The sequence below is a fragment of the Enterococcus sp. AZ109 genome (assembly GCF_051714625.1).
GTDB lineage: Bacteria > Bacillota > Bacilli > Lactobacillales > Enterococcaceae > Enterococcus_A.
The window spans coordinates 1,261,551-1,287,000 of sequence record NZ_JBIOSF010000001.1; the positions used below are offsets into that span (position 1 = coordinate 1,261,551).

Genomic DNA, 25,450 nt, shown 5'->3' on the forward strand with positions numbered 1-25,450 from the left:
TTAGCCAAACGGACAGTCATTCCGTTTATAAACATCTTTTGCCTGCTCATCCATGAACAAAATTTGACAAAATGATTGCTCTGATAAGTAACGTTCGCTAATTTCATCAAAGCGCTGGTCTCTTTCTTCGCCTACTTGATGCCACCAGATATCTGCCCCTTGGCTAGTATAACTGACCAGCTCCTCAATGTTTGGCGGTCTTGTGGCAACTAACAGCTGCCGCTTGCCGAAGTTAGGCAGCTGATCAAACCAGCTAAATTGTTCCTGTCCTAATACGGCTGCTCCGATCAACACAATCGCCGGATTTTTGATTCCGGCTACTTTTACCTGCACAGCTAGTTCAGCTAAGGTACTTGTGACTTTTTGTTGCCGCCCATAGGTTCCCCAGCTAATTACTGCTGCCTTGGTTTTGGGATCAAAGCCCTGTTGCAGCAAATGGGCAACAAATTGGGCTAAATCTTCCATTCCCATATACAAACAGATCGTTTGCTCTTGCTCCAAAACTGGAAAAGCTTGGGGATCATTATTCTTGAGATGACCGGTCATAAAAGTAACCGAACGTGCCGTTCCCCGTTCGGTTAGTGAGATACCATTGTAAGCGGCTGTTGCGCTGGCAGAAGTAATCCCTGGGACAATTTCAAAATCAATTCCTGCCGCAGTGATTGCCGCTAGTTCTTCCGTCAAACGGCCAAAGATCACCGGATCGCCGCCTTTTAAGCGGACAATCCGGTGGTATTTTTGGTGCGTTTCAACCAATAATTGGTTGATTGCTTCTTGCTTCATAGTTGGCTGATAAGGAGTTTTTCCTACATAAATCAGCTGACAATCCTTTTGACAGTGGAACAGCAGTAAAGGATTCACCAAGCGATCATAAATTACTGCATCCGCCTCCTGCAATCGACGCTGGCCTTTGACCGTCAGTAGTTCCATATCACCAGGACCGGCACCCACAAATGAAATCATTGCTACACCTCAATAAATATGTCATCGTCGATCACTTCAACTGGATAAACCTTCAGTTGTCCTTCGTCTGGCTCTTGAATCATGCCATCGACTAGCGATATTTTGTAGTCACGCATCGGCTCATACAAATATTCACCAGAAACAATACCTTCTAGAACAGGTGCATTGGTTAGCGGACAATGGTCTTCAATTGCGAAAATCCGACCATCAGTCAGTTGAAAGATGGCAATTTTTTTATCATTAATCATCACCGAGCGACCAACTCTTGGCATCAATTTTGATTGTTTAGTTGCTAGTACTTTCATATTATTTCCCCGCTCCTATTAGTTCTGGTTTTTCAATTGTGTACATTTTTTCCCGTAAATCAACGTCTTTCGTAATTGGTCCCCATGAATCCATGCGACCTTTGGCAGTAATTGCTTTGTTCAAGCTATCCCACAGTTCTTTACGTTTATCTGCATCTAGCAAGACGGTTTTAACATTTTCAAAGCCCATTCGTTCTACCCACGGTGCTGTACGTTCGCCATAAATGCCGGTTTCACGATAATATTGCAACATCGCTCCGCACAAATCGATCACTTCGTCTTCGGTCTCCACCGTCACTAAATGCTGGGCTTCCACCAATTCTGTCCCGCCATTTCCGCCGATCATAATTTGGAAGCCATTTTCCACGCCGATAATGCCGAAGTCCTTTACGGCAGACTCTACACAGCTGCGGGGACACCCAGATACACCGACTTTGAACTTGTGAGGCGTATCGATATATTCAAAGTTCTCTTCAATTCGCACACCTAGCTCCATTGTTTTTTGGGTACCAAAACGGCAGAAGCTTTGGCCGACACAGGTTTTCACCGAACGAAAGACTTTTCCATAAGCCTGTGCTGCAACCATGTCCAGCTCTTCCCAGATTTTCGGTAGATCCTCTTTTTTCACACCATATAGTCCGATCCGTTGTGAGCCGGTCACTTTGACTAATGGCACATCATAACGTTCAGCTACTTGAGCCAGTTTCATTAATTGCTGAGGCGATGTTTGTCCGCCGCGCATTCTTGGTACGACTGAGAACGTTCCATCTTTTTGAATGTTGGCGTGCATCCGTTCGTTGGCAACTCGGGAATCTCTTTCATCCTCGTGTTCTTGGGGCCAAGCGACATTCAGATAAAAATTAACGGCTGGACGACATTTTGAGCAGCCTTCTGCATTACGCCAGTCTAAGGCTTCAAAGACTTCTGACGTACTGGTTAAGTGTTTCGCGTAAATTTGGGTAACGACTTGGTCACGATTCAGATCGGTACAGGGACAGATTCCCGTAGCTGTAGTGACTGCATCCCCTAGTTCGTATTCCAACAAGGTTTGTACCTGCGGCTTACACTTCCCACAAGAAGTTCCCGCTTTGGTCACTTTGCCTACTTCTGCCACACTGGACAAGCCTTTTTCACGAATGGCTTGTAAAATCTTGCCCTTTTCCACGCCGTTACAACCACAGACCGTCTCATCATCTTCCCACTCGATGACGTCTTGTCCCATGCCGGCACCTTCGCCAATTGCCTGTAAGACAGCAATCGATTGCAACTCTTCAATCGTTTGTCCTTTTTTCATCATGTTGTAATAGCGGCTGCCGTCATCGGTGTCGCCATATAAAACGATCCCTTGAATTTTACCATCCTTCAAGAAGATTTTTTTATATTTTCGAGAAGCACTGTCAAAGGCTTCGATACTATCCATGCCTTCTGTGTTTAAAATGTTTCCTGCCGAATACAAGTCTGCACCGGACACTTTCAGGGAAGTAAATGTTTTGGACCCTTGATACGCCTTTACTTCTGCTTGATCGGTTAAGACGTCGGCTAAGATTTTGCCTTGCTCAAATAAGGGTGCCACCAGTCCATAACAGACGCCGTTATGTTCCACACATTCCCCGACACCATAAATATCAGGTAAGCTTGTTTCCATGTAGTCATTAACAACAATCCCACGATTAACTGTTAGCCCGATTTCCCGCGCCAACTCAACGGCTGGGCGAATCCCAATCGACATGACAATCAAGTCGGTGTCAATCTCAGTGTCGTTTGAAAAACGCATGCCGGTTACTCGCTGATCCCCTAGGATTTCTTGGGTACTGTGTTCCATTAGGAATTTCAATCCTTGATCTTCTAATTCAGCCTGAAGAAGCTTGCCGGCTTTTTCATCTAATTGGGTTTCCATCAGCCACTTGGCTAAATGGACCACGGTGACATCCATGCCTTGCTCTTGCAAGCCTTTTGCTGCTTCCAGACCTAAAAGCCCGCCACCAATGACGACCGCTTTTTTGTATGTTGCAGCCGCAGTTAGCATTTCTGCCGTATCATCAATCGTTCGGAAGGCCACGACTCCTTCTTTATCCGCTCCTGGGATCGGTAAAATGAAAGGATGTGAGCCAGTTGCCATGATTAATTTGTCGTAAGGAACGGTCTCACCAGATTCAGTGGTGACGATCTTTAACTCCGTATCAATCCCTACTGCTGGGTTATTATTAATTAAAACAATTTGATTTTCTGCATACCATTCCAATGGATTTGTGATGATTTCATCCACGGTCATTTTCTTTTGCAGTACATTGGATAGCATGATGCGGTTATAATTCGGATATTCTTCATTTCCAATAACCGTAATTACGTAGCGCTCAGGATCACGCTCTAAAATTTCTTCAACGGTTCGAATTCCCGCCATCCCATTACCAATGACAACTAAACGTTCGTTCATTTCCTTCCACCTCGGCCTGCTTATTGTTTGTTCATGACATCACAATAAAGGAATTACCTGTTGTTTTATATTAGGGAATCCCCTATAAGTGAAGAAAGCTGTGCAAAAAACTAAGAAAAAACAACATGTATTACTGGTTCGTTCTTTTTTGCACAAAGAAAAAGCCGTTAGCTATTAACTAACGACTTGAGAAAGTCTTGAACGGCGGTCTTTACTTTTTTGGCAGTCTCGGGTGATTTTCCCCCTGTGGTAATCGCCAGACCGAGATCTTTTTCTTTCACAAACACCATGTTAAAAAAATTGCTGCGGCTTTGGTTGGTAGTATCGTTCACTAATTGCTGTGACGTCGTTTCCTGTAAAATCTGTTGGTTCACGGCTTCGTTATTGGTACAAATAAAGACCATTTGCGCGTCTTTCGTATCCCCAGCTTGAAAGTTCCGTTGCTGCAAACGAACTTCCCCAGCTTTGGCCATCCGTTTCAGCGCTTCACTGATTTCTGGTGCGATCACTGTCGGCTTGCCACCTTCTTTTACCAAGCCTTTGACCTTTCTAGTAGCTATTTTCCCGCCGCCTATGACGACTACCGACAATTGGCTAAGATTTACTAAGATTGGATACATGACGCTGCTCCTAAGCGTTCAAGGATTGCTTCTTCTAACGCTGGCTGATCTTGTAAAGTCGGTAATAGTTCATCTATCGTTCCCCGCAGTGTCTGAATTTCATCGGTAATTTTCTTCGCCAGATAGCCCTCTGTTAAAAATAAGCGCTGAATAAGCAAGGGCTCAGGATGCTGCGCTAAAATGTCTTGGTAGAGATGCTCTCCGTGATAATGAGCAGGATAAACCTTTTGATTTGTCGCAACGCTAACTTTCTCAGCTACCTCACAAAGCTGCTGATAGGGTACTTCATAGTGGGGTGTCCCGTGAGCGATTAATAGTATCTCCCTCGTCGCAAGGTTTGCTTGCTTTACCTGTTGAATAAGGAAGGTGCTGACTGCTTGGGTAGTCCCTAACGTTTCTAAAATTCGATAGGGAAGCTTGTCTTTTAGCAAGGCTGCGGCACGTTGCGGTAAGTCTTCTTTCGCATGGGTGGCTGGAAATAATAAAATGGGGAGAAAGACAATCTCTTCCACTTGTTTACTCAGTAAAGCATGAATGGCAGCTTCTAACGTTTGCTGCTCGCCTTCTAATAAGCCAATCTCATACGGACCGATTAAGCGAGGTGCCAGCTTTTCAATTAACGACATATTCGTTGTGGACAGTCTATTTTTTCGCCCGTGTAAAACAAATACGATTCCTTTCATCCTTCTCCTCCTAAAAATCAATCAAATGATGTTTCAAACTGTATTGCAACAGACTGGCGTAGCTTTCCAGCTGTAATTTCTTTCGGACATTGGCCTTGTGGACTTCCACCGTTTTTACTGAGATAAACAACCGCTCGGCGATTTGCTTATTGTTGTAACCAAGGGCAATCAATGGCAAAATCTCTTTTTCTCGTTTTGAAAGACTAGCATACAATGGGTCTTCTTTTTCCAACGCAATCTCGCTTAATGCCTGTTCAGTGTAGCCATCATAAAATCGTTTCCCTTGATGCACCTGGCGAATTGCTTCGATCAGTGTTTCATCATTTGCCGTTTTCAATAAGAAACCGTCCGCTCCTGCCTCCAAAGCTTCCCGGACATAAGAACGTTCGTCATGCATCGTTAAAACAAGTACCTTCACTGTCGGAAAAGCTTCCTTCAAACGCTTCGTGGTCAATAAGCCGTTTTCGCCAGGAGGCATGCTAATGTCAATCAGCACCAGATCAATTGGCTGATTTTCTACAGTCATAAATACTTCATGGCCGTCAGCCGCATCCGCTACAACTTCCATATCTGACTGTGCATTAATCAAAAAGGCCAATGCATTTCTGATCATGGCATGGTCGTCAGCTATTAAAATATTCATTTATGTTTCAGCCCTCTCTTTAGCGGTACTTGCATTTGAATGACCGTCCCTTGTCCACGCTGTGAGTGAATAACTAACTGACTACCGATAGCATGGGCTCGTTCTTTCATGTTCACTAAGCCAAACCCGCTTTTTTGTTTGGCAAGATCAAATCCTGCTCCTTCGTCTTGAATCCGTACTACCAGCAACTCCTCGGTAAAATCCAAAGACAGATAAATGGTATTTTCACCAGAATATTTCATCGCATTGGTGACTGCTTCTTGAATAATCCGATAAATAGCAATCCGAATTGCTTCAGTTAACGGCTGCTTTTCGCCGGTCACGACCAGCTCGATTTCAAAGCCAGTCATTTCGGTGGTTCGTTCGATAAACTGTTCCAGGGCTTGAACTAGCCCAAACTCATCAATTGCCATCGGACGCAGCTCTCCAGCTAAATTCTTCACCTCGGTTAAAACTTCCGAGAAATGGCGATCCAAGTCGCGCATTTTGGCAGGCTTTTCTGCCTCTGGAACCCATTTTAACCCTCGAGTCTCTAACATCAAGCCATAAATACTCTGAGCGATTCCATCATGGAGATCTTGGGCAATTTTTTTACGTTCAAGCTCTCGGACATTGTTAATATACTCAAACAATGATTCCGGCGTATCCGCAGCCGTCTGATTTTGAATTTGCAGAATCAGCTGATCGGCAGTATGGTCGACTCTTCCCCAAAACTCCTCACTGCTGCCATCTTTTGTCAGCAAAACAAAGGGGAAGCCTAAAGGAGATAATTTCCCTTCTAAAGGACACATTAAGCACTCTGCTTTTGTACTATGCAACGCACAGCCTTGTCCTCGACTAATATCGATGACCGTTTGCAGATTTAATTGATAATTTTCTTCTATTTCTTGGGCTTTTCTTGTTTTAGCCATCACTTGGATCTCGCTATCCAAAAGCCAAACCGCTTCTTGTAGTTGAACAAAAAGCGCCTCATTCATTTGAAGCAAAGGTTGATCACTTCCTTAATAATTGACTAAGCTCACTGGCAGCCGCTCCCAATTGGGCTTTTTCTAGTGGGGTATACTGATGATTGTCGCGATAGCCACTCATTAAAATAGCATACACTTCAGCATTATTCATCACTGGAGCAGCCAAAGCAGTCTGCAACTTTTCGATTCGAGCGATCGGGTATTCGATCAACTTGTCCGGTTGATCGAAAATATGCTCATCTAACTGCATACGCGCTGTTTTCCATACCATTCCAGCGATCCCACGACCAACCTGCAAGCGAATATTTTTGTAAGCTTCACTACGGTTGCCCACCACGTGAACCCAGCGGATTTCTTTTGGCGTATCACCAGATGCTACATTCAACGCTATTCCTAAAAAATCACATGTCCATTTCTTTTGATAACGTAGTAAAAAGTCTTCGATTGACTCCATCACGATTACTCCAATTCCTTGTATTTTAGCTTGTTATTTATCGTTTGTCACAGCCTTCAACTATAAAGGTGTTGATTTAATATCATCATACCAGAAGTTTAGCGAAAGGTGCGGGAAAAATTGTGGGAGAATATTTCCCTATCTAATTTACCGCTAATTATTATCACTACACTTGATTCATTTTCCTATACGCACCTATTTTCTTTGTGCAGTTTCGTTGTCCGGCCCTCATTTGTACTGCGTCCTCTTAGTTAAGAGTACAAAGAATTATGCGCAATGCTGCAACTATCAAGTAAACAAAGCTAGTTATTGCTACAATGACAACAATCTGTCATTTTAAAATAACAGATAAAATATCCATGCATTTAAGGCATCCACCACAAAACGTTATTATGTTGATTATTTCCCCTATATCCCTCTAAGAATTAAATAAATAACGAGTGTTTTTTTAACGAGAAAAAGAAAAATAAATGAAAAGTACACTTGATTCTCAATTAACTTTAGATTACAATAACGTTAATCATTTATTTGTAAAACGTTTACATAGAATTCAAGGCTTAGTATGACCCCTTACAATAAAAGCGGACTCATGGCCAAGTCTTCACCAATAAAATAAATTATAAGGAGTCCTGACTATGACCATAAAACCACTTTCGCAGCGCCAGATTTACACGATGGGTGTCGAATCCCTTGCAGCCCGCTTTCAGCATTTTTTTGATCAAACGCAAGACAGTCCCTACATTATCCAGTGTGCCGTAGCTGTATTAGTAAGAAATGCGCTATGCACCGCTGACTTTTCTTTCTTTGCCAAAGAACTAATTTGCTCGTTGTTTTTGACAAGTCATCCTGACCAGCTCCGTCCGGTACGCCATTTGTGTGTCTATTTCACTGACTATTTCACGCCAGAAGAATGGCAAACCGTCACTACCCGTCTGTTTAAAACCAACGCTGAATTTCTGCGTTTAACCCAAAATACCCGCACACATATCGAAAAATTGAAGCCATTTTTGTATTCTACAAGTCGCCCAGTGGAAACAAAAGCAAGTTTAGTCTCCGTCTTTACTGACGAAAATGGCAAAAGACACGGCTGGACCTTAAGCAATGTCGATCCAGCACTGACTTCCCAGCAATGCTATGACCTGTTGAAAATTTTGACCTCTTTATCCTTATTTAAAAAAGAGGGCGTGCGCCGTTTTGCCCAAGTAATCAAAGCGGAGATCACGGAAACCAACCCACGATTCAACACCTTAGATGACGAAGATCCGGCCGCTGATTGGCAGGAGTCGGTTCAACTGGAAGCCGTAACTGAAACCACTGAGCTTGTGCCTGAAACCGTGTCTATCATTGACGATGCCGCTAGCGACAATAATCCCGTTCACTCTAAGTCTTCGCCGCCAGATACTGGAACACAGCCGGTGAAAAAGAAACCGAGACTCACCTTAGAAGATGTCAAGAAACGACTAACTGGCAGGTTACCTAAGAAAAACAATGGCAAACAGCAACCACCGATGACGGGCAAGAAAAAGGATCGGAAAAGGAACAAGCGGAAATAAAGGAGCCCTAAAAAAAGCCTACAAACACCTCTATTTAGGGTTTGTCGACTAGGATGACTCGCTAATACATCTATAGATAAAAACCTTTTTAATTGAACTAGACTTTCACTCGTTTAATTTTTTTTGCATGGTTGAAAAAAGCCTTTACCAGACTAAAAAAATAGAATATGCCCTAAAAAAGGCTTACGCACGCAGCTTCAGAAAACTCATTAATTTTAAGACTATTATCGAGCGCAGTCTACTTTCAACAAGGTGCTTATTACCTATGACAACTGTTCGATCGCCTTTTTAATTTCCAACAAAGCTTCTTCATCTTGCTCTAGATCTTGTAATTCTTTTAATTGTGTCAACCATTTTTCAGCTTCTTTTTTACCTAAACGACCGATTGCCCAAGCAGCAGTTCCGCGAATCACGGGACGAACATCTTTTTGAGCGATTTCGTATAATGCTGGCAACGCTGAGCGATCACCTAGATTGGCTAATGCGATGATAGCATTACGTTGTAACGGTTTTTTACCGCGCCATGACCCAGCCAAATGACCAAATTGATTGTTAAATTCTTTATTTGATAGGTTAAGCATTGGCTTTAATTTAGGATAGACAGTATCGATCTCCGGTTCCATCTCTTCATGGAAGTGGGCGTCTTTGCCTTGATTATAGGGACAAACTAGCTGACAAATATCACAGCCGTAGATGACATTACGCATCTTTTTACGGTATTCTTCGGGCATCATCCCTTTTGTTTGTGTCTGATAGGATAGGCATCGCTGCGCATTCATCCGACCATCACCTAATAAAGCGTTAGTAGGACAGCCTTTAATACACCGCATGCACTCCCCACAACCAAAAGCAACGGGTTCATCCACTTCAAATTCAATGTTGGTAATAATTTCCCCTAAATAGACAAACGAGCCAAACTCCTCGGTAATCAGTAATCCATTACGTCCAATAAAACCTAGTCCAGCCCGTTGAGCTACCGAGACATCGATTAATTCACCAGTATCGACCTGTGGAGCAAAGCGCCAGCTTTCCTGCTGCTGCAGAGTCTCCGCTTCTGCTTGGATGAAGGCGATCAGCTTTTGCAGCCGGTCCCGCAAAATATCGTGGTAATCAATCCCCCAAGATGCGCGGGCAAACATTCCCCGTTTTTCATCCTTTGGGACCGACTCTTTCGCTTTGGTTGGATAAGCTAAGGCAATCGAAATAATGGTTTGAGGATGTTCAAAGGTTCTTTCCGGATAAATCCGCTCTTCAATCACAGGATGTTCAAAGCCCGAGGTATAGCCTCGTGCCTTTTGTTCCTGTAAGGACGCCGCTAATTCTGTAAATGGCTCGGCCGAAGCAAAGCCAATTTTATCAATGCCTAAACGCTGACTTTCAGCGATAACTTTTTCTTTCAGTGACATCTTGATACCACCTTCGTTCACAAAAATTTCTGACTCTGGCTTTATTATAACTAAGCAAGACCCTTTTTACGAAAAAAATGAGCATCCTCTAAACTTTCATCAGAGAATGCCCTTGTTTATTTATGCTTTTCTTGCTTCCAATTCCTGTTTGATTTGCGGGTAGATGCGATCCAATTGATAGAAAAGCATCGTGATAATTGAACCAATGATCAGCAGCAAAGGAATATAGCCATACATTGCCCGAATCGCCAGTTCTGCTTGCGGACTTTGGACAGTCGCACCTGGTGTATAATTTCCCCAAGCCAGTAAAGCACCTGCGATCCCGCCAGAAAAGGCTTGAGCGACTTTTCCTAAGAAACCGTTAATTGCTGAAAGGGAACCAGACACATTGACCCCCGTTTTCCACTCACCATAATCGACTGGATCAGCCTGCATCGAGAAGTAAATACTTTCCTTCACACCATACCCCATCGCCGAAACAACTGCCCCTGCTAAAATGACGAAATGGGTTACATTTCCAATCAAGATAATAACAATTCCAATTGCTTGAACCACCGAAGCCGTGATATAAAGATTGCGCTTACCTAAACGTCTAGCCAAAAACGGGACGAAGAAGTTGGCTACCATAGGCACAATCGACATGATCGTAGCTACCGAAATGGATAGCGCTTGACTGCCCACCACTACGGTATAGTAATAAACCAATGCACTCGTTTGAATAAAGAAGCCGGTCCACATAAATACAATATTTACGGCGAAAATCAACCACGGTTTGTTTTGCTTTAAGCTGAAGAAAATTTCCTTCACCGATGCCTTCGACGACTGCAAAGTAGTCGTTTCCCGAACACTGAAGAAGGTGAAGAAAAACAACAGACAGCCGATCACCCCAAAGATGGCCATAACAATGCGAAAGCCTAGTGCCTGATTCTCACCCCCAAAATGGTTGACTAAAACTAAAGCCGTAGAACTGACCACTGTTGCTCCTAAGAAGCCAAAGAATTTTCTGGAGGTTGATAAGGCCGTCCGTTCTTCCGTATCGTTAGTCAAGCTTGGCAAAATCGAAGCCATCGGTACATTAACGATCGTGTAAGCTAAGGATAAGCCAAAATAAGTAATGTAAGCATAAATCAATTTTCCGTTGGCAGAAATATCCGGTACGCTAAAGCACAAGAAGGCAAACAGAGCGAAGGGAATCGCACCGAAGAGAAAGTACGGACGCGATTTCCCCCAACGAGTATGGGTATGGTCAATCAAATAACCCACCAAAAGATCGGTGATGCCATCAATGAAACGGGTCAGTACAAACATTAAGCTAATTGCTGAAGCACTTAACTGCATAATATCCGTGTAGAAAAACAACAAATACAAAGAAATCATCTGCCAAATTAAATTACAAGCTAAGTCGGAAACGCCATAGCCGATCCGTTGCTGCCATTTTGAGATTGGTTTATCTGCCTGTGTCTCCATTTTCAAAGATTCCATCCTCTTTCCCCTTTTCTGTTAAATCGGCTTCACAAGTACGTCTTGTTGAATCGTTTGCGAAGCCGAACATGACTGATCGCTTTTTTTTAGTCTGCTAAATACTTTTTAATCAAGTAAGCCGGTGTACAGCTCCAAGCATGACAGTAGCTGCTGATGATGGGACTGCCATAAGGTGAGAAGTTTGGTTCTTCAGGTTTGAAGGCTTCCCAGAAGGTATCTGCCCCCATTTCAATCATGGTGCCCCAGTAATCCTTCATCAATTGAACAGCGGCATCGGATAAGCCGGCCACAAACAACGCTTCTACTACATGATGATACATATATGGTGTAGCAATACCTGTAATTGGGAACTGTTCTGCAACAGTAGTTTCCATAATTTTCTTGTTGGTGTCCTCATCCATCACTTCGGCTAAGACCATCCAGACTTGGCTGGCTACATTCATTTCACCACTTGTTTCAATGATGAATTGTTGTTTTTCTTCATTATATAAAGCGGTTTTAGCAAAGCTGGCTAGTTGATCACAGACTTCTTGATAGTGAGTTAATTTGGCATCGTTCATCTTCTCAGCTAATTGAATGAATCGTTTCAAGGCATAAATCATTACTGCTTGACCAGCAGTCGCCTTATCAAACTCATTGGACCAATCAATAAACACTGGCCAATCTTCGGTCAGAACTAGACGCCCCTGCTCATCGACTTGCTGCAGCGCTAAATCAATTTCTTTTTTCGCAGCCGGATATAAATCCTGTAAGACTTCCTGATCTTGAGTGTGTTCCACATAATCAAAAAGAATTGTTGCAAAGAAGAGACTGTAATCAAATAAGAAGGTATCATCGGGTGTCAATTTAGGCGCAGTAAAAACATTCGCTGGAATTTTACCTTCTTCAGTAGTCATCCCACCGAAAAGATACAAACAGCGCTTAGTTAATGCCAGATCATCAAACGTATAATAGTTAGCCAAAGCCTGCAAGCGTAAATCACCAATCCATAAACGACGATCCCGCTTTGGACCGTCCTCAAAAACCGTCTGCATACAATCTTGCAACGTCTTGACTGAAATATTATAAATTGCTTCCAATTCTTTATCTTTGATTACTGGTTTTGGCAGCTGGTCCATTGAGACACTGCTTTCAGCGACAAATTTCGGATTACTAAAGCTAGCTTTCCATTTAGGCGAAGTATCAATGACACTTAATTCGATATACCGGCAGCTATAGCGACGAGGCATTTCCAAAGTCATTGGTAAGACATCGATATGCACGAACTCTTCTTGAATCCATGAGCGCGATAACCAACCATCGTAGTCCGCCGATTCGGCTGAGATTTCGGCTGGAATTTCGGCAAATTTTAACCGGATATATAAAGGTGCATCCATCGGTGAACCGACTGAATCAATATCGACTGAAAATTTTCCAACATAATGATCGCCTAAATCTAAGACCATGCTTTCATCACGACCAAGTGTGTAGTCTGCTAAATTTGCGATATGCTTATCACTAACCACTGACTTGAAACCGTTGACACTTTTTTCGTCAGCTACAATTTCGGCAATTGCAGCCGGTGTAATAGTTGTTTGAATTAAATCTGGTGTATTACTTTGCGCTTTAGCTAATAATTTTTCGTCGTGATTCCATACCACGTCATCGTTAATTTGAAATGTGAATGCCATTTATTTTCCCTCCATTAGTGGAGAAGAAATCTCCTGACCGGAGATTTCTTCAATTGTCTATTAAACAGTTGCGTCTTTTAATTTTGGTTCTTCAGTAGGTTGATCACCGACACCATGTTTTTTCTGCAAGCGCATCATGATCACTCCGGCAATCGTTGCCAGTAAAACAATTCCAGCAAAGCCGTACATCGAAGTCTGAATCCGGTCAGGTGCGACTAAAAACGGTGTAACGAAAGCGAACAAGCCACAGCACATCCGAGAAAAGCCATTAATGAAACCTTGCAATGAAGCACGAACCTCAGATGGAAACGATTCTTGCGTCCATACTTTGTAGATCGCTTCGCCTGCCAACGGGTTACCGAAGTTGTAGAAAGCAATCGTAATGGCTAGAGCAATAAAACCAGCACCGCCGCCGATTAACGCCATTCCCATCATCGCTGCAAATTGGACGAAGGCACCAATGAAGAAGGCTTTGTTACGGTATTTTCCACCAGCAACTGAGGCAAAGACGATGGTTGTTGCTAATGAGACAATGTTCAAGACAATTCCTAATCCAGTTGCTTGTGTTTGGCTTGCGCCAGCGTTAGTTAAGGCATACGTCTGGAATTGACCCCAGGTGTTTGCCAAAAGGTTCCAACATACGTAGAAGATGAGGATAGCTGCGAAGAAACCTAAGTATTTATTTTTATTAGTACCAAACAAAACGGTTTTGAAGGAAACTTCTTGCGTGGTACTTTGCGTTGCTTTTTGCGCCAACTGACGAGCCGCACCTTCTTCGTGGAATCGTTTGAATTTTTGTGACAATGAACGCCATAACCAAGTGATTAGTGCAAATGCGAATAAAATACCAAAGACGATTCGTGCGCCTAAGACGCCTTCAATTCCTGAAAGTAAGAAGGAACAGATATAAGAAATAAATACCCCAATTTGCCAAAAGATTTGAGTGGATGAAACTAGCTGAGCCGATGTATTTTCATCGGGTGCATCATGGGATACGACGGTTAAACTAATTGGCAAGTCCGCCCCTGAAGCAATTCCCATCACAATCACACCTGCTAACAACATCGCGAAACTGTTGGATAAAATACACACACCAGCACCAATGGCATAAAACAAATTCAACCAGTTAAATGATCTGATCAGACCAAAGCCTTTTGAAATTTGGCCGGCAAATAATGATCCAAAGGCAATCGCAAAGGTTAAGCCTCCTGAAATAATACCGACTTGCCCAGCGGTCAAGTCCAACCCTCGTTGCCAGACGGGAATCGTTGCCGATAATCCGACAATACAACCTGAACCTAACATTGAACCGATACCCGCGGCTGTTGCTAATGGTGAATATTCCTTCACTAATGTTGAGCTTTTTGCTTTACTCACGGTTTAACACTCTCCTTATTTTTCGTAGTAGCTATTTATTAACTACTTGAATTGTAAGCGCATAACCACTTTTCAGCCATTGCAAAATCCCATACGTTTCTTATCCATTTCACAGATCAAGACAAAAAAATAGAAGCGCTCTCTATTGAGCCCTTCTATTTGTTACTAATTTTTTCTTTTTTCTAAAATGCTTATTTTCAGCTCTTTTGGTGTCTTATCTGTATATTTAGCAAACAACTTATACAAGGAAGGGACGGTTTCAAAGCCTAATTCATAGGAAATTTCCTCGATGCTTTTATCCGTTTCCTCCATTAATTCAAGAGCAGTTTGGTAGCGCAGCGAGTTGATTAATTCTTGAAAAGAACGGCCGGTTGCCTTCTTTAATTTATTGCTGATGTAGTTGGAGTTATACCCGAAGTGCTGGGATAATTTTGTTAGCGTCAACGTGGCATAATTGGCTTCAATGTAACGCAGGATATTCAAAATTTCCTCATCCCGCTCACTGGATTGTTCCAAGCTATCTTCTTCAATGGCTCGAGTTAACTCGATCATCAGTAAGGAGAGCCATAAATTCATCGCCCGCATGTAATAATTTTCTTTACTAAAATATTCCAGCATCATCCGCCGAACAATTGCTTGTACCTCCTGATTATTGCCGCAATGAAAATGGATAAAGGCATCGTGACTACCGTAATCATTGGAGGCATTCATCAAGAATTCATTCACCAAGCCATTGGATTTCACCATGTTCACCACAATCTCAGTGGTGATGGAATCCCCCTTCAGCAAAATATTGATCAGAATATCATTCTCATCTAATGCGTCAATTCGCTGGACGATATCCTTATCCATCAACAAAATTTCGCCTTCCTGTAATTCAATTCGCTTATCGTTGACATACTGCACACAGCTGCCGGACAACATATAATTAAACTCCACAAATTCGTGGGTATGGGCTGGCATCTCAGAGTAGCGATGGTGCTTGTTAATGAAGATGTTGCCTTCCTTAAAAAAGGACTCTCCTGGCATCTTAGGGATCGCTTCCTCTTCGTAGGGCAGATGTTGATCGTTGACATTGTAGCCTTCAATTCGTTGTTCCTGCTCGATCTCATTTTCTTCCCAAAGTTGCTTTTTTAGTTCATTAAAGTCCATCGTCTTCCCCTGCTTTCAGTTTTATTATAGCAGAAGGTTCCCGCCATCTGTTGTTTAGCTTTGCCCTAATTAAGGTCATTTCGGAAAATGTTGCTAACAACAAAAAAAGAAGAAACAGCTGTCAGAGGGCTGTTTCTTCTTTTTTATTCTAATTCTTGTATAAGGAGTTTGGTTGGTCTTACGGAATATCGATTGCCACTTGAACCGTTTGAAGTGGAACATCATAGAACTTGTCTTCTCTGCGGCCAAGGAAATCTTTTGCTTGTTGTGGGAATAAGGCGTACATCAATACATCTTCATCTGATTTTGCGTACTCTTTAATTTCCTCTTTGAATCCAGGAAGTTGAGGGTCGATTAAATCAGCCGGACGTACCGTTACAACTTCTTCATCCCCGATAATTTTTTCTTGAATCGCTGCGTCAACTGGTGCTGGTGGGCGACCATATAACCCGCGAACATAATCTTTGATTTCAGAAGGTACTAGTTTGTAGCGTTCTTTTGAGATCACGTTCATTAAGGACTGCGTACCTACCATTTGTGATAACGGTGTTACCAATGGCGGGTAACCTAAGTCAGCCCGAACTTTTGGTACTTCACTAAGTACTTCTTCGTACTTGTCTTGCATACCTTGCTCCGTTAATTGGCTAAGCAGGTTTGACAGCATTCCGCCAGGTACTTGATAGATCAAAGTTTTAGGTTCAATATCCTTAATCTTAGGATTCAAGATACCTTCTTCTCTAAAACGGTCACGAATTGGATTGAAGTAATCAGCAATTTCACTCACTTTATCCATCTTCAAGCCTGTATCAAAGCCCATTTCTTCTAAAGCTAAAGCCATTGATTCAGTTGCTGGTTGGCTCGTACCGCTTGAGAAAGAAGAAATTGCTGTGTCGATAATGTCAGCTCCAGCTTCTGCGACTTTCAAATAAGTCATTTCAGAAATTCCGCTAGTTGCATGTGTATGAACTTCTAAAGGCAAGTCAATACTATCTTTGATACGGGTAACTAGTTCAAAACCAGTTTGTGGTGTTAAAACACCCGCCATATCTTTGATACAAATAGAATCTGCACCCATAGTTGCCATTTCTTTTGCTAATTTAACAAAGTAATCCACTGTATGGATATCACTTGTTGTATAAGAAATCGCTGTTTGACAGTGTCCACCCGCTTCTTTTGCTGCAAGAACCGCTGTTTTCAAGTTACGGGTATCATTTAAGGCATCAAATACCCGGATGATATCAATCCCATTTTGAATCGATTTTTCAACAAATTCACGAACGACATCATCAGCATAGTTTTTATAGCCTAGTAAGTTTTGGCCACGTAACAGCATTTGTAATTTGGTATTTTTAACTTCTTTACGGATTAAGCGTAGTCTTTCCCAAGGGTCTTCGTTTAAGAAACGAATACATGAGTCAAACGTTGCTCCTCCCCACATTTCTAGTGCATGGTAGCCTGCTTCGTCTAACGTTTTTAAAATCGGCAGCATATCTGCAGTCGGCATGCGAGTGGCGATCTGGCTTTGTTGACCATCGCGTAAAACTGTTTCTGTAAACTGGATCTTTTTAGCCATTGTTCAGCTCCTCTTCCTTTTCAACAATCTGGGTGATTGCTTGGTGCATCTCTGATATTGAGTGTGTTCTTGCCCGACCGCATTCTTTTGCGTTTTTATCGCAAATGAAGCAGCGACGCGGTGCAAAACCGAGCGCTTCCCGACTGATACTCTTCATTTCTTCTGCTTCCTGCCAAAGAACATCTAAATCGACCAATCGTCCAAAGGGATGGGTTTCTTCAATTTGAACCATTTTCGCCTTTAGTTCTTGTGGTGACATCGGCAGCAGCAAATAGTATTCAAGACCAGTATTCTTTTCCCAATAAAGATTTGCATTAGGTGAAATGCCTGTTAATTCTTGTTCAATGGCTTCAGTAATTGTTCTAAATACTTCCTCTAACTTCATGGAGGTTTTCACTGAACCAGGTATATTCATCGTAGCGCAAAGCAACGCACTTTGGTTATCTGCGTGAAGCAGTTCCTTTTGCATCGCTGCTCGTTCTTCACGGCTTTCAAGCATTTCTTCTAAGGTAATTTCTGGTCCGTCAAATAATTCTTTAGACGTTTTTGACAACATCAATAATCGTCCCATCCCGGTATTCGATCAGCGCTACAACTTTATCACCGTATTCGATAGGTTCGGGAGTCCCAACGATACTGTAGGCTTTCTCTTTTAATTCTTCGATCGTGTATTGAGGCACGTCTAATTCTTTGAAATGATCAATTAGATCTTGACGTTTTGGATTGATTGCAATACCTACTTCGGTAATAACGACATCAATACTATCGCCAGGTGTGATCACCGTGTTTACTTCTTCAACAACTGTTGGAATTCTTCCACGAACTAAAGGTGAGATAACTAAGCTCATCTTGCAGGCCATACTTGTATCAGAGTGACCACCAGAAGCGCCACGAATCACGCCGTCTGAACCTGTCATTACGTTAATATTGAAGTTAGTATCGATTTCCAAAGCGGATAAAATTGCGGTATCCAGCTGATTGATAAATGATCCTTTGCTTAATGGTGAAGCATACATATTGGCATCAATTTCATAATGCTGAGCATTTTTGCCTAAAGAAATTGCTGATGGATGATCGAAATCTTGGACATCGATAATCTTTTCAACTAAGCCTTCTTCTAATAACTCAACCATAGCATTAGTGATTCCGCCTAGCGCAAAGCTGGCTTTAATACCATCTTTAATCATTGCTTCACGTAAGAAACGCGAAACAGCTAGGGAAGCACCACCTGTACCAGTTTGGAAAGAGAAGCCTTCTTTATAATAAGGAGAGCCAGTAATTACTTTAGCTGCATATTCAGCAATCAATAATTCTTTTGGATTTTTAGTAAAACGTGTTGCCCCTTTGGCAATCCCTTTAGGATCTCCAATTGAATCCACTTCTACTACAAAGTCCACATCGGTTTGTGGAATGCTGATTGGTGTATTCGGGAATGGCACCAATGTATCGGTAATAATTACGACTTGATCCGCATATTTTGCATCAACCATCGCATAACCTAAAGAACCACAGGTTGCCTTACCAACTGTTCCGTTCGCATTCCCATAAGAATCTGAACTTGGTGCGCCTAAGAAAGCTACATCGATGTGGATGTCGCCAGCCGCAACGGCACGGGCACGTCCACCATGAGAACGGATAACAACTGGATTTTCCATAATGCCTTCAGAAATAGCTGCCCCAACTTTGTCACGCAAACCACTAGAAGTAATATTGGTTACTACACCGTTTTTAATATGTTTAATTAACGGTTCATGGACATTGGCAATTGAGCTTGGTGCGATAGAAAGATTTTTAATTCCCATATCAGCAATTTCTTGCATAACCATGTTCATTACATGATCGCCTTCACGGAAATGATGGTGGAAAGAAATCGTCATGCCGTCTTTCAAACCAGTTTTTTCAATTGCTTCACGTAAGCTGCCCACTAATTTTTGATCACGTGGACGTTTTGGCTGGATGTGTCGGCTAGCCTCTTGATACGCATTGATGTTAGCAAGTTCGCCTTCGTATACGCCATATTGATCAGCATAGACCTGAGGAATATCACGATTAACTTTATTCATTACCATAATTAAATGTCCTCCTCGGTTATTAATTTCGCAGCTTTCGCTAACGCAATTACTCGTTCTGCCCGTTCAACGATTGGTTTATCAATCATTTTACCATTCAAGGAAATAACACCAGAACCTTTAGATTCAGCTTCGCGGATTGCCCAAATAACTTCTTTGGCATTTTGAATTTCTTTTTCAGTTGGTGCATAGATATTATTCACCAATGGAATTTGACGCGGGTTGATGACCGATTTTCCATCGAAGCCTAATTGTTTAATTAAACGAACTTCGTTTTGGAAGCCTTCAGTATTTTCTACATCCGAATAAACCGTATCAATCGCTGCAATCCCAGCTGCACGAGCGGCATGTAAGATCATGCTGCGGGCAAAGAATAATTCTTGTCCGTCGGGATAACGACGTGTTTTCATGTTTGTTACGTAATCTTCCGCCCCTAAAGCGATACCAATTAAACGGTCTGAGGCAATCGCGATCTCGCGAGCATTCAATGTTCCTTCAGCAGACTCGATGGCAGCCATCATTTTAGTCGTACCTACTTCAATCCCATTGTCTTTTTCAACTTGCGTAATCACTTCATCAACATCAACAATATCTTGAGCTGTTTCTGTTTTTGGTAAACGGATCACATCTACGCCAGCTAATACCATTGCTTCAATATCTAAAGCGCCCACAGTATCCAAGCCGTTAATACGAACTACGGTTTCTACTTGACTGTAATCGAAAGTTTTTAAAGCAAAATGGACCAAGGTCCGTGAAGAATCTTTTTCTTTTAAAGAAACAGCATCTTCCAAGTCAAACATAATTGAATCTGCTCCGTATAAAGGCGCATCTCTCAGCATCGCTGCGTTAGCACCTGGTACAAACATCATTGTTCTTCTTAAACGTTCCATGAGTCAATCTCCTTCCAATTGTAGTCTGTTTGATCTGCAGCTCGATAAGCCGCAGTAACGGTTCTGGCTTGAACCGTACAATCCAATGCACCTTTATCAACAGCCACTACTTTAGCCGAAGTAATTTCTAATTTTTCCAATGTTTCTTTGATGACTTTACGGATTTGATCGCCAAATTGTTTTTCGACACTGCTGTCTAATTCAATCTCAATCGTTTGTCCATCGCTTGGGTCCAATGTAATCATAATATCGCTTGATTCAACTGTACCTGCTACAGCACTCTTAGTAATTTCCACTTAACTCCACCTCTATTTTCTTTAATTTTTTCAAATAGTCATAGGTTGTTTGAGGAACAAGATGAGCTAGTAACTCGACATCTTTTTCCTGCAAGGCCTTGCGAACATTTGTTGCACTAATTGCAACTTCTTCAACTTCTTTTCGCGGAACGATTTCTAGTTTCAAGTCGTCAGCGAAAACAGTTTGCAATGATCGGTTGTACACTTCTGTTACAGGCGAAAACGGTTCTTCTCCTACAAAACGATAACGGATATTTAAAATCGGAGCAATTTTTTCTTTGAACAATTGCGCATCAATCGATGCTTGCGTTTTTGCTACATCTAATGGTGCATGCTCTTTTAGAAAGTACGTTGGAAAGGTTGCGGTTGAAACCATGTAATCTCGGCTTGGCAGCACCGTTACATTCGGTAAATGACTAACCCCTAGTTTCACCATGTTCATGCGATCTTCGGTAGAAAATTCTGAACGATTTTCTGATAAAACGAAGACATACACATGGTCACTTTTTTTAGCGGCTGTTTCTACTAAATACTGGTGACCTTTGGTGAACGGATTTGCATTCATTACGATACTGCTAGCAACACCCGTATGTTTATGCTCTTTCAAAAGTTCCTGATAGTCATAAATATTAGGTGATCCCTGCTCAGTAAAGAGCACAGACTCATTTTCAACAATGGTATGGAACCCTAGTGAATGAAAAATTTTCGATTCACTAGGCTTGGTATACAAGAAATAATGGGTTTCATCTTTTTCCCGCATCCGTTCCATCAAATGGATCATTATTTGAGTTAATAAGTTTTCTGACTGATATTCTTTGTCTACAGCTAAGCATTTGATAATGTTCTTTTCATAAGAGCCCGAAGCAATTAATTCACCTTCATTAAGAACACCCACAGTATACTCGGTGTTCTCTTTAGAACTTAGTCCTGAACGTTCCATCAGTTTTGCCCACTGCTGAAACATTTTTTTATCTTTATCTAACCAGATTCTTTTTAATTCAAACATTGTAAGATCCCTTCTTTATTTTTTGACTGGGAACATCTTTGCTAATAATTGAGAGGCTAAGTAAATGATCAAGATAACGATAAATACGCCGCCCCAACCGAATACTAATAATTCTAATGACGTTAATAAATCAGCTGACATCTTTTTCTCCTTCCTAAACTAACAAGGCTAACAACAGACCGCCGGCAATAACTGAAGCAATCTGTCCTGAAACGTTCGCTCCAGCAGCATGCATCAAGATAAAGTTCTGAGGATCTTCTTCAGTAGCCATCTTTTGAATTACCCGACTAGACATTGGGAATGCTGAAATACCAGCTGCACCAATCATTGGATTGATTTTTTCTTTACGGAACAGGTTCAAGAATTTAGCGAACAATACGCCACCTACTGAATCCATTACGAAGGCAACTAATCCTAGTCCGATAACCATCAATGTGTCAACTTGTAAGAACTCTTCGTATTGCATCTTAACTGAAATTGAAAGACCTAATAGGATACTGATAATGTTTACCAATTCGTTTTGCGCAGTTAATGATAGACGTTCTAACACACCACATTCTCTTAGTAGGTTCCCGAACATTAAGAAACCAACTAACGGTAAGGATACAGGTGCGATCAAACCGGCTACGACTGAAATAACTACTGGGAACAAGATTTTCGCTGTTTGTGAAATTTCACCAGCACGGTAACTCATTTTAATTTGACGTTCTTTCTTCGTCGTAACAGCTTTAATTGCTATAGGCTGAATAATTGGAACCAAAGCCATGTAAGAGTAAGCTGCTACCATGATTGCCCCCATGTATTTAGATTGCAGGGTGTTGGCAACGAAGATTGATGTCGGACCATCGGCAGCACCGATAATTCCGATTGACGCTGCATCGTTAATGTCAAAGCCTAACAAGACAGCTACGATGATAGTAAAGAAAATCCCAAATTGAGCCGCAGCTCCGAACAACAATAGAAATGGATTTTGCAGTAATGGACCAAAGTCGATCATTGCGCCAATCCCAATAAACAATAGCAGCGGGAATAATTCTGTACTAATCCCCATGTCGAACAATACCTGAAACGGTCCAGGCTCTCCTGCGGCGCTTAATACACCGGAGTCAGGAAAGTTTACTAAAATTGTTCCTAGTCCCATCGGTACCAGCAAGGTTGGTTCGTATTCTTTTTTGATCCCTAGATACATCAGAATTCCTCCGATGATCATCATCACAATACGACCGGGCTCTTGGCCCATGCCGATAACTCCTTCAATCAATGTTTCCAAAAAATTTCACTTCCTCTTTCTACTATTTAAAATGTCTTTTTATCCAACAGTGATTAATGCTTCACCTGGATTAACTACTTGACCTTGTGTTACGTGGATACCAGTAACTGTTCCGTCGTTGTTAGCAACAATTTCATTTTCCATTTTCATTGCTTCTAAAATCATTAATGGTTGGTTTTGCTTCACTGCATCACCTTGGTTTACTAAAATCTTCAAAATAGTTCCTGGCATTGGAGCAGTTAATGCGTCAGCTCCTGCTGCTGCAGCTGGTGCCGGAGCGGCTGGTGCTTCAGGTGCAGGCGCTGCTGCGGGTGCTTCTGCTTGTACCGGTGCTGCAACTGGTGCCGGAGCAACTGGTGCTGCTGGTTGTGGTACGCCACCGATTTCTTCCATTTCTACTAAATACTCGTTTCCATCAATTGCGATCTTAAACTTGCGTAACATGATTTTCCTCCTAATTATTGTCTTTTAGAAATTTTTCGTATGCTCAGCTGACTATCTTCGCTACTACCAGCCGCAAGACTTGCAGCAATTACAGATACCAGTTGTGCTTCTGGATTTCGTTTCATAATCTTTTTGACGACAAATTGACTTTCAGGCTGATCCCCTGTTGCAATTGCTGTAGCAATAACACTTACTAATTCATAATCTTTAGCGTCTGCTTCAACATGTGCTGGTAATTCTTCCCAATTAGCGTTATCTTTTATTTCAACACTTTTAATGGGAGGTTTTACATCCACCGAGCTCTCTTGGCTGTCTTGCGTCCTTTTAAAAAACTTATCGAATATAGACACGGCAATCTCCTTTCTGGTATTTCTTTGCTTGAGTTAAGAGTAAATGATTTCTTGCCCTGTTGGGTAGTGCAAACTTCCAAATTATTGTTCTTTCATTGTTCCTAAAAGACCGAAAATGACAGAAACCCTCCAGAAACCTTGATAAATCAACGTTTCCGAGCAATTAAGATTCTGTTAATATCTTGTTAAGTAATCGCTAAGACATTTAGACCTCAATTGTTTTTTTTCTGTTCTTTTCGCCACTTGCCCCTTTTTTGTTGCTTGTGATTTGATTATCATTAGACCCGTAAAGCGATTACAGATTTGTCGAAAAATAACGTTCAGGATATTGTAATAGAATTATTTCAACTATTATCGACAGAGTTTGTTACCGTTTTCAAAAAAAGAGGGTTATCGTTTCATTATGAGAAAGGAAGGGAATTTATGTTATTAACAGTACTATCTTACTTAATGATTATCGTATTTATGTTCGTAATCATGAAAAAGAAAATGTCACCATTTACATCATTAGTAATCGTTCCATTGATCTTTACTTTGATTGCTATGGTGGCGGGAGTTGCCGAAGAAGGAAATATCGGAGACTTCGTATTAGAAGGAATCAGTACCACATCTACTACAGGGATTATGTTGCTTTTTGCCATTTTATATTTCTCTATTATGTTGGATGCTGGATTATTCGATCCGATCACTAAGAAAATGATCCATTTCGCTAAAGGCGATCCAATGAAAGTGTTGATGGCAACTTCAGTTGTTGCTGCCGCCGTTTCATTAAATGGTGACGGAACTACAACAACGTTAATTTGTTGTTCAGCTTTTATTCCTATTTATAAGAAGTTAAACATGAAAATGATGAACTTGGGTGTCTTGATCATCTTGCAAAACACAATCATGAACTTGTTGCCATGGGGCGGACCTACTGCTCGGGCAATGGCTGTATTGGAAGTAGACGCAGACATCTTAAGCTACTTAGCACCAGGTATGGTTCTTTCATTACTATATGTCATCTTCTTCGTTGCTCGTCGTATGGGTAAACAAGAACGCGATCGTTTAGGTGTGACAGAATTATCTGACGCTGAAATCGATGCAATGACAACTGTTACTGACCCAGAAACATTAGAAATTCGTCGTCCGAAAAACTTCATCTTTAATGGAATCTTGACAATCGGCTTGATTGCTTGGCTAGTTGCCGGATCATTCTATGAGCCTATTGGTCTTCCTCCATTATTGTTGTTCTTAGTTGGCACATGTATCGCTTTAATGGTAAACTACCCAGTGTTGAAACATCAATCAGCACGTATCGGCGCAAACGGCGGCGATGCAGTACAAGTAGTTATCTTAGTATTCGCAGCCGGCGTATTCATGGGCTTGTTCCAAGGCTCTGGTATGGCTACTGCTTTAGCTAACAGCTTTACAACTATTATTCCTAAACAGCTTGCTGGTTTCTGGGGTCTTGTTATCGCAATCATCTCAGCACCAGGTACCTTCTTCATCTCTAATGACGGCTTCTACTTCGGTGTATTGCCAGTCTTAGCAGAAGCAGGTCGTTCTTACGGCTTTACAAATATGCAAATGGCTTTAGCTTCATTGATGGGACAAGCATTCCACTTATTGAGTCCATTAGTAGCATTCATTTACTTGCTATTACGTCTAACTGGATTAGACATGGGTCAATGGCAAAAAGAAGCAGCTAAATATGCACTAGGTATTTTCATTATCTTCGTTGTTACCCTTGTGGTATTTGGCTACATGCCGCTTTACATCCCTCAATAAACAAAAGCTAGCAAGGCCATTTATTGGCCTTGCTTTTAATTTTTTACCCGTACTGAAAAAGGAGAAAACACT

25 protein-coding genes are annotated in these 25,450 nt (G+C 41.8%); 2 read left to right on the forward strand and 23 right to left on the reverse strand.

The window, feature by feature from the left end:
• The 8 genes from cobA to IGI42_RS06035 form a co-directional block, all read right to left on the reverse strand.
• Positions 1 to 963 carry a uroporphyrinogen-III C-methyltransferase gene (cobA, locus tag IGI42_RS06000; RefSeq protein WP_438714918.1) on the reverse strand — a complete coding sequence of 321 codons (963 nt, stop codon included), beginning with the start codon at positions 961 to 963 and terminating at the stop codon, positions 1 to 3.
• Between the two features lie 2 nt (positions 964 to 965).
• Positions 966 to 1,268: a nitrite reductase (NAD(P)H) small subunit gene (locus IGI42_RS06005; protein WP_438714919.1), complete on the reverse strand. Its 303-nt coding sequence runs from the start codon at positions 1,266 to 1,268 to the stop codon at positions 966 to 968.
• A 1-nt stretch (position 1,269) separates the two neighbouring features.
• Positions 1,270 to 3,702: a nitrite reductase large subunit NirB gene (gene nirB / locus IGI42_RS06010; RefSeq protein ID WP_438714920.1), complete on the reverse strand. Its 2,433-nt coding sequence runs from the start codon at positions 3,700 to 3,702 to the stop codon at positions 1,270 to 1,272.
• A 167-nt stretch (positions 3,703 to 3,869) separates the two neighbouring features.
• Positions 3,870 to 4,322 (reverse strand): precorrin-2 dehydrogenase/sirohydrochlorin ferrochelatase family protein, encoded by a 453-nt coding sequence (locus IGI42_RS06015; RefSeq protein WP_438714921.1) that lies wholly within the window; start codon positions 4,320 to 4,322, stop codon positions 3,870 to 3,872.
• Positions 4,307 to 5,005, reverse strand: a complete 699-nt coding sequence (locus tag IGI42_RS06020; protein ID WP_438714922.1) for a sirohydrochlorin chelatase — start codon at positions 5,003 to 5,005, stop codon at positions 4,307 to 4,309. The genes IGI42_RS06015 and IGI42_RS06020 overlap by 16 nt, the downstream gene beginning before the upstream one ends.
• 10 nt (positions 5,006 to 5,015) lie before the next feature.
• Complete coding sequence (locus IGI42_RS06025; RefSeq protein ID WP_438714923.1) at positions 5,016 to 5,648, reverse strand: response regulator transcription factor; 633 nt, start codon at positions 5,646 to 5,648, stop codon at positions 5,016 to 5,018.
• Positions 5,645 to 6,625 (reverse strand): sensor histidine kinase, encoded by a 981-nt coding sequence (locus IGI42_RS06030; RefSeq protein ID WP_438717017.1) that lies wholly within the window; start codon positions 6,623 to 6,625, stop codon positions 5,645 to 5,647. Before IGI42_RS06030 ends, IGI42_RS06025 begins: the two co-directional genes overlap by 4 nt.
• Before the next feature lie 16 nt (positions 6,626 to 6,641).
• Positions 6,642 to 7,070: a GAF domain-containing protein gene (locus IGI42_RS06035; protein ID WP_438714924.1), complete on the reverse strand. Its 429-nt coding sequence runs from the start codon at positions 7,068 to 7,070 to the stop codon at positions 6,642 to 6,644.
• A 635-nt stretch (positions 7,071 to 7,705) separates the two neighbouring features.
• Here IGI42_RS06035 and IGI42_RS06040 point away from each other — a divergent pair.
• Positions 7,706 to 8,623, forward strand: a complete 918-nt coding sequence (locus tag IGI42_RS06040; RefSeq protein ID WP_438714925.1) for a hypothetical protein — start codon at positions 7,706 to 7,708, stop codon at positions 8,621 to 8,623.
• Positions 8,624 to 8,886: 263 nt separating this feature from the next.
• On the opposite strand, the gene queG is transcribed toward IGI42_RS06040, so the two are convergent.
• From queG to IGI42_RS06115, 15 genes are all read right to left on the reverse strand, one after another.
• On the reverse strand, positions 8,887 to 10,029 hold the full coding sequence (gene queG, locus IGI42_RS06045) for a tRNA epoxyqueuosine(34) reductase QueG (protein WP_438714926.1): 1,143 nt from the start codon (positions 10,027 to 10,029) through the stop codon (positions 8,887 to 8,889).
• A 120-nt stretch (positions 10,030 to 10,149) separates the two neighbouring features.
• On the reverse strand, positions 10,150 to 11,511 hold the full coding sequence (locus tag IGI42_RS06050) for an MFS transporter (protein ID WP_438714927.1): 1,362 nt from the start codon (positions 11,509 to 11,511) through the stop codon (positions 10,150 to 10,152).
• A gap of 86 nt (positions 11,512 to 11,597) precedes the next feature.
• Entirely contained in the window at positions 11,598 to 13,181 is a 1,584-nt protein-coding gene (locus tag IGI42_RS06055; protein ID WP_438714928.1) for an alpha-L-rhamnosidase-related protein, read from the reverse strand.
• 60 nt (positions 13,182 to 13,241) lie between these two features.
• Entirely contained in the window at positions 13,242 to 14,558 is a 1,317-nt protein-coding gene (locus tag IGI42_RS06060; protein ID WP_438714929.1) for an MFS transporter, read from the reverse strand.
• Positions 14,559 to 14,723: 165 nt separating this feature from the next.
• The gene (locus IGI42_RS06065; protein ID WP_438714930.1) at positions 14,724 to 15,710 is read right to left on the reverse strand and encodes an AraC family transcriptional regulator; all 987 of its coding nucleotides are present in this window, start codon (positions 15,708 to 15,710) and stop codon (positions 14,724 to 14,726) included.
• Between the two features lie 178 nt (positions 15,711 to 15,888).
• Positions 15,889 to 17,283 (reverse strand): oxaloacetate decarboxylase subunit alpha, encoded by a 1,395-nt coding sequence (locus IGI42_RS06070; protein WP_438714931.1) that lies wholly within the window; start codon positions 17,281 to 17,283, stop codon positions 15,889 to 15,891.
• Positions 17,276 to 17,839 carry a citrate lyase holo-[acyl-carrier protein] synthase gene (citX, locus tag IGI42_RS06075; protein ID WP_438714932.1) on the reverse strand — a complete coding sequence of 188 codons (564 nt, stop codon included), beginning with the start codon at positions 17,837 to 17,839 and terminating at the stop codon, positions 17,276 to 17,278. Before citX ends, IGI42_RS06070 begins: the two co-directional genes overlap by 8 nt.
• Positions 17,820 to 19,352 (reverse strand): citrate lyase subunit alpha, encoded by a 1,533-nt coding sequence (gene citF / locus IGI42_RS06080; RefSeq protein ID WP_438714933.1) that lies wholly within the window; start codon positions 19,350 to 19,352, stop codon positions 17,820 to 17,822. Before citF ends, citX begins: the two co-directional genes overlap by 20 nt.
• Before the next feature lie 2 nt (positions 19,353 to 19,354).
• Positions 19,355 to 20,242, reverse strand: coding sequence for a citrate (pro-3S)-lyase subunit beta (citE, locus tag IGI42_RS06085; protein WP_438714934.1), 888 nt, complete (start codon positions 20,240 to 20,242; stop codon positions 19,355 to 19,357).
• Positions 20,230 to 20,538: a citrate lyase acyl carrier protein gene (gene citD, locus IGI42_RS06090; RefSeq protein ID WP_438714935.1), complete on the reverse strand. Its 309-nt coding sequence runs from the start codon at positions 20,536 to 20,538 to the stop codon at positions 20,230 to 20,232. The genes citE and citD overlap by 13 nt, the downstream gene beginning before the upstream one ends.
• Entirely contained in the window at positions 20,525 to 21,544 is a 1,020-nt protein-coding gene (gene citC, locus IGI42_RS06095; protein ID WP_438714936.1) for a [citrate (pro-3S)-lyase] ligase, read from the reverse strand. The genes citD and citC overlap by 14 nt, the downstream gene beginning before the upstream one ends.
• A gap of 15 nt (positions 21,545 to 21,559) precedes the next feature.
• Positions 21,560 to 21,685 (reverse strand): OadG-related small transporter subunit, encoded by a 126-nt coding sequence (locus IGI42_RS06100; RefSeq protein WP_438714937.1) that lies wholly within the window; start codon positions 21,683 to 21,685, stop codon positions 21,560 to 21,562.
• 13 nt (positions 21,686 to 21,698) lie between these two features.
• Entirely contained in the window at positions 21,699 to 22,814 is a 1,116-nt protein-coding gene (locus IGI42_RS06105; RefSeq protein ID WP_438714938.1) for a sodium ion-translocating decarboxylase subunit beta, read from the reverse strand.
• Positions 22,815 to 22,853: 39 nt separating this feature from the next.
• Positions 22,854 to 23,258 (reverse strand): acetyl-CoA carboxylase biotin carboxyl carrier protein subunit, encoded by a 405-nt coding sequence (locus IGI42_RS06110; RefSeq protein WP_438714939.1) that lies wholly within the window; start codon positions 23,256 to 23,258, stop codon positions 22,854 to 22,856.
• Positions 23,259 to 23,272: 14 nt separating this feature from the next.
• Complete coding sequence (locus IGI42_RS06115) at positions 23,273 to 23,608, reverse strand: hypothetical protein (protein ID WP_438714940.1); 336 nt, start codon at positions 23,606 to 23,608, stop codon at positions 23,273 to 23,275.
• Between the two features lie 423 nt (positions 23,609 to 24,031).
• Here IGI42_RS06115 and IGI42_RS06120 point away from each other — a divergent pair, with 423 nt between their 5' ends.
• Positions 24,032 to 25,378 (forward strand): CitMHS family transporter, encoded by a 1,347-nt coding sequence (locus IGI42_RS06120; RefSeq protein WP_438714941.1) that lies wholly within the window; start codon positions 24,032 to 24,034, stop codon positions 25,376 to 25,378.
• The last annotated feature ends 72 nt before the right edge of the window (positions 25,379 to 25,450 follow it).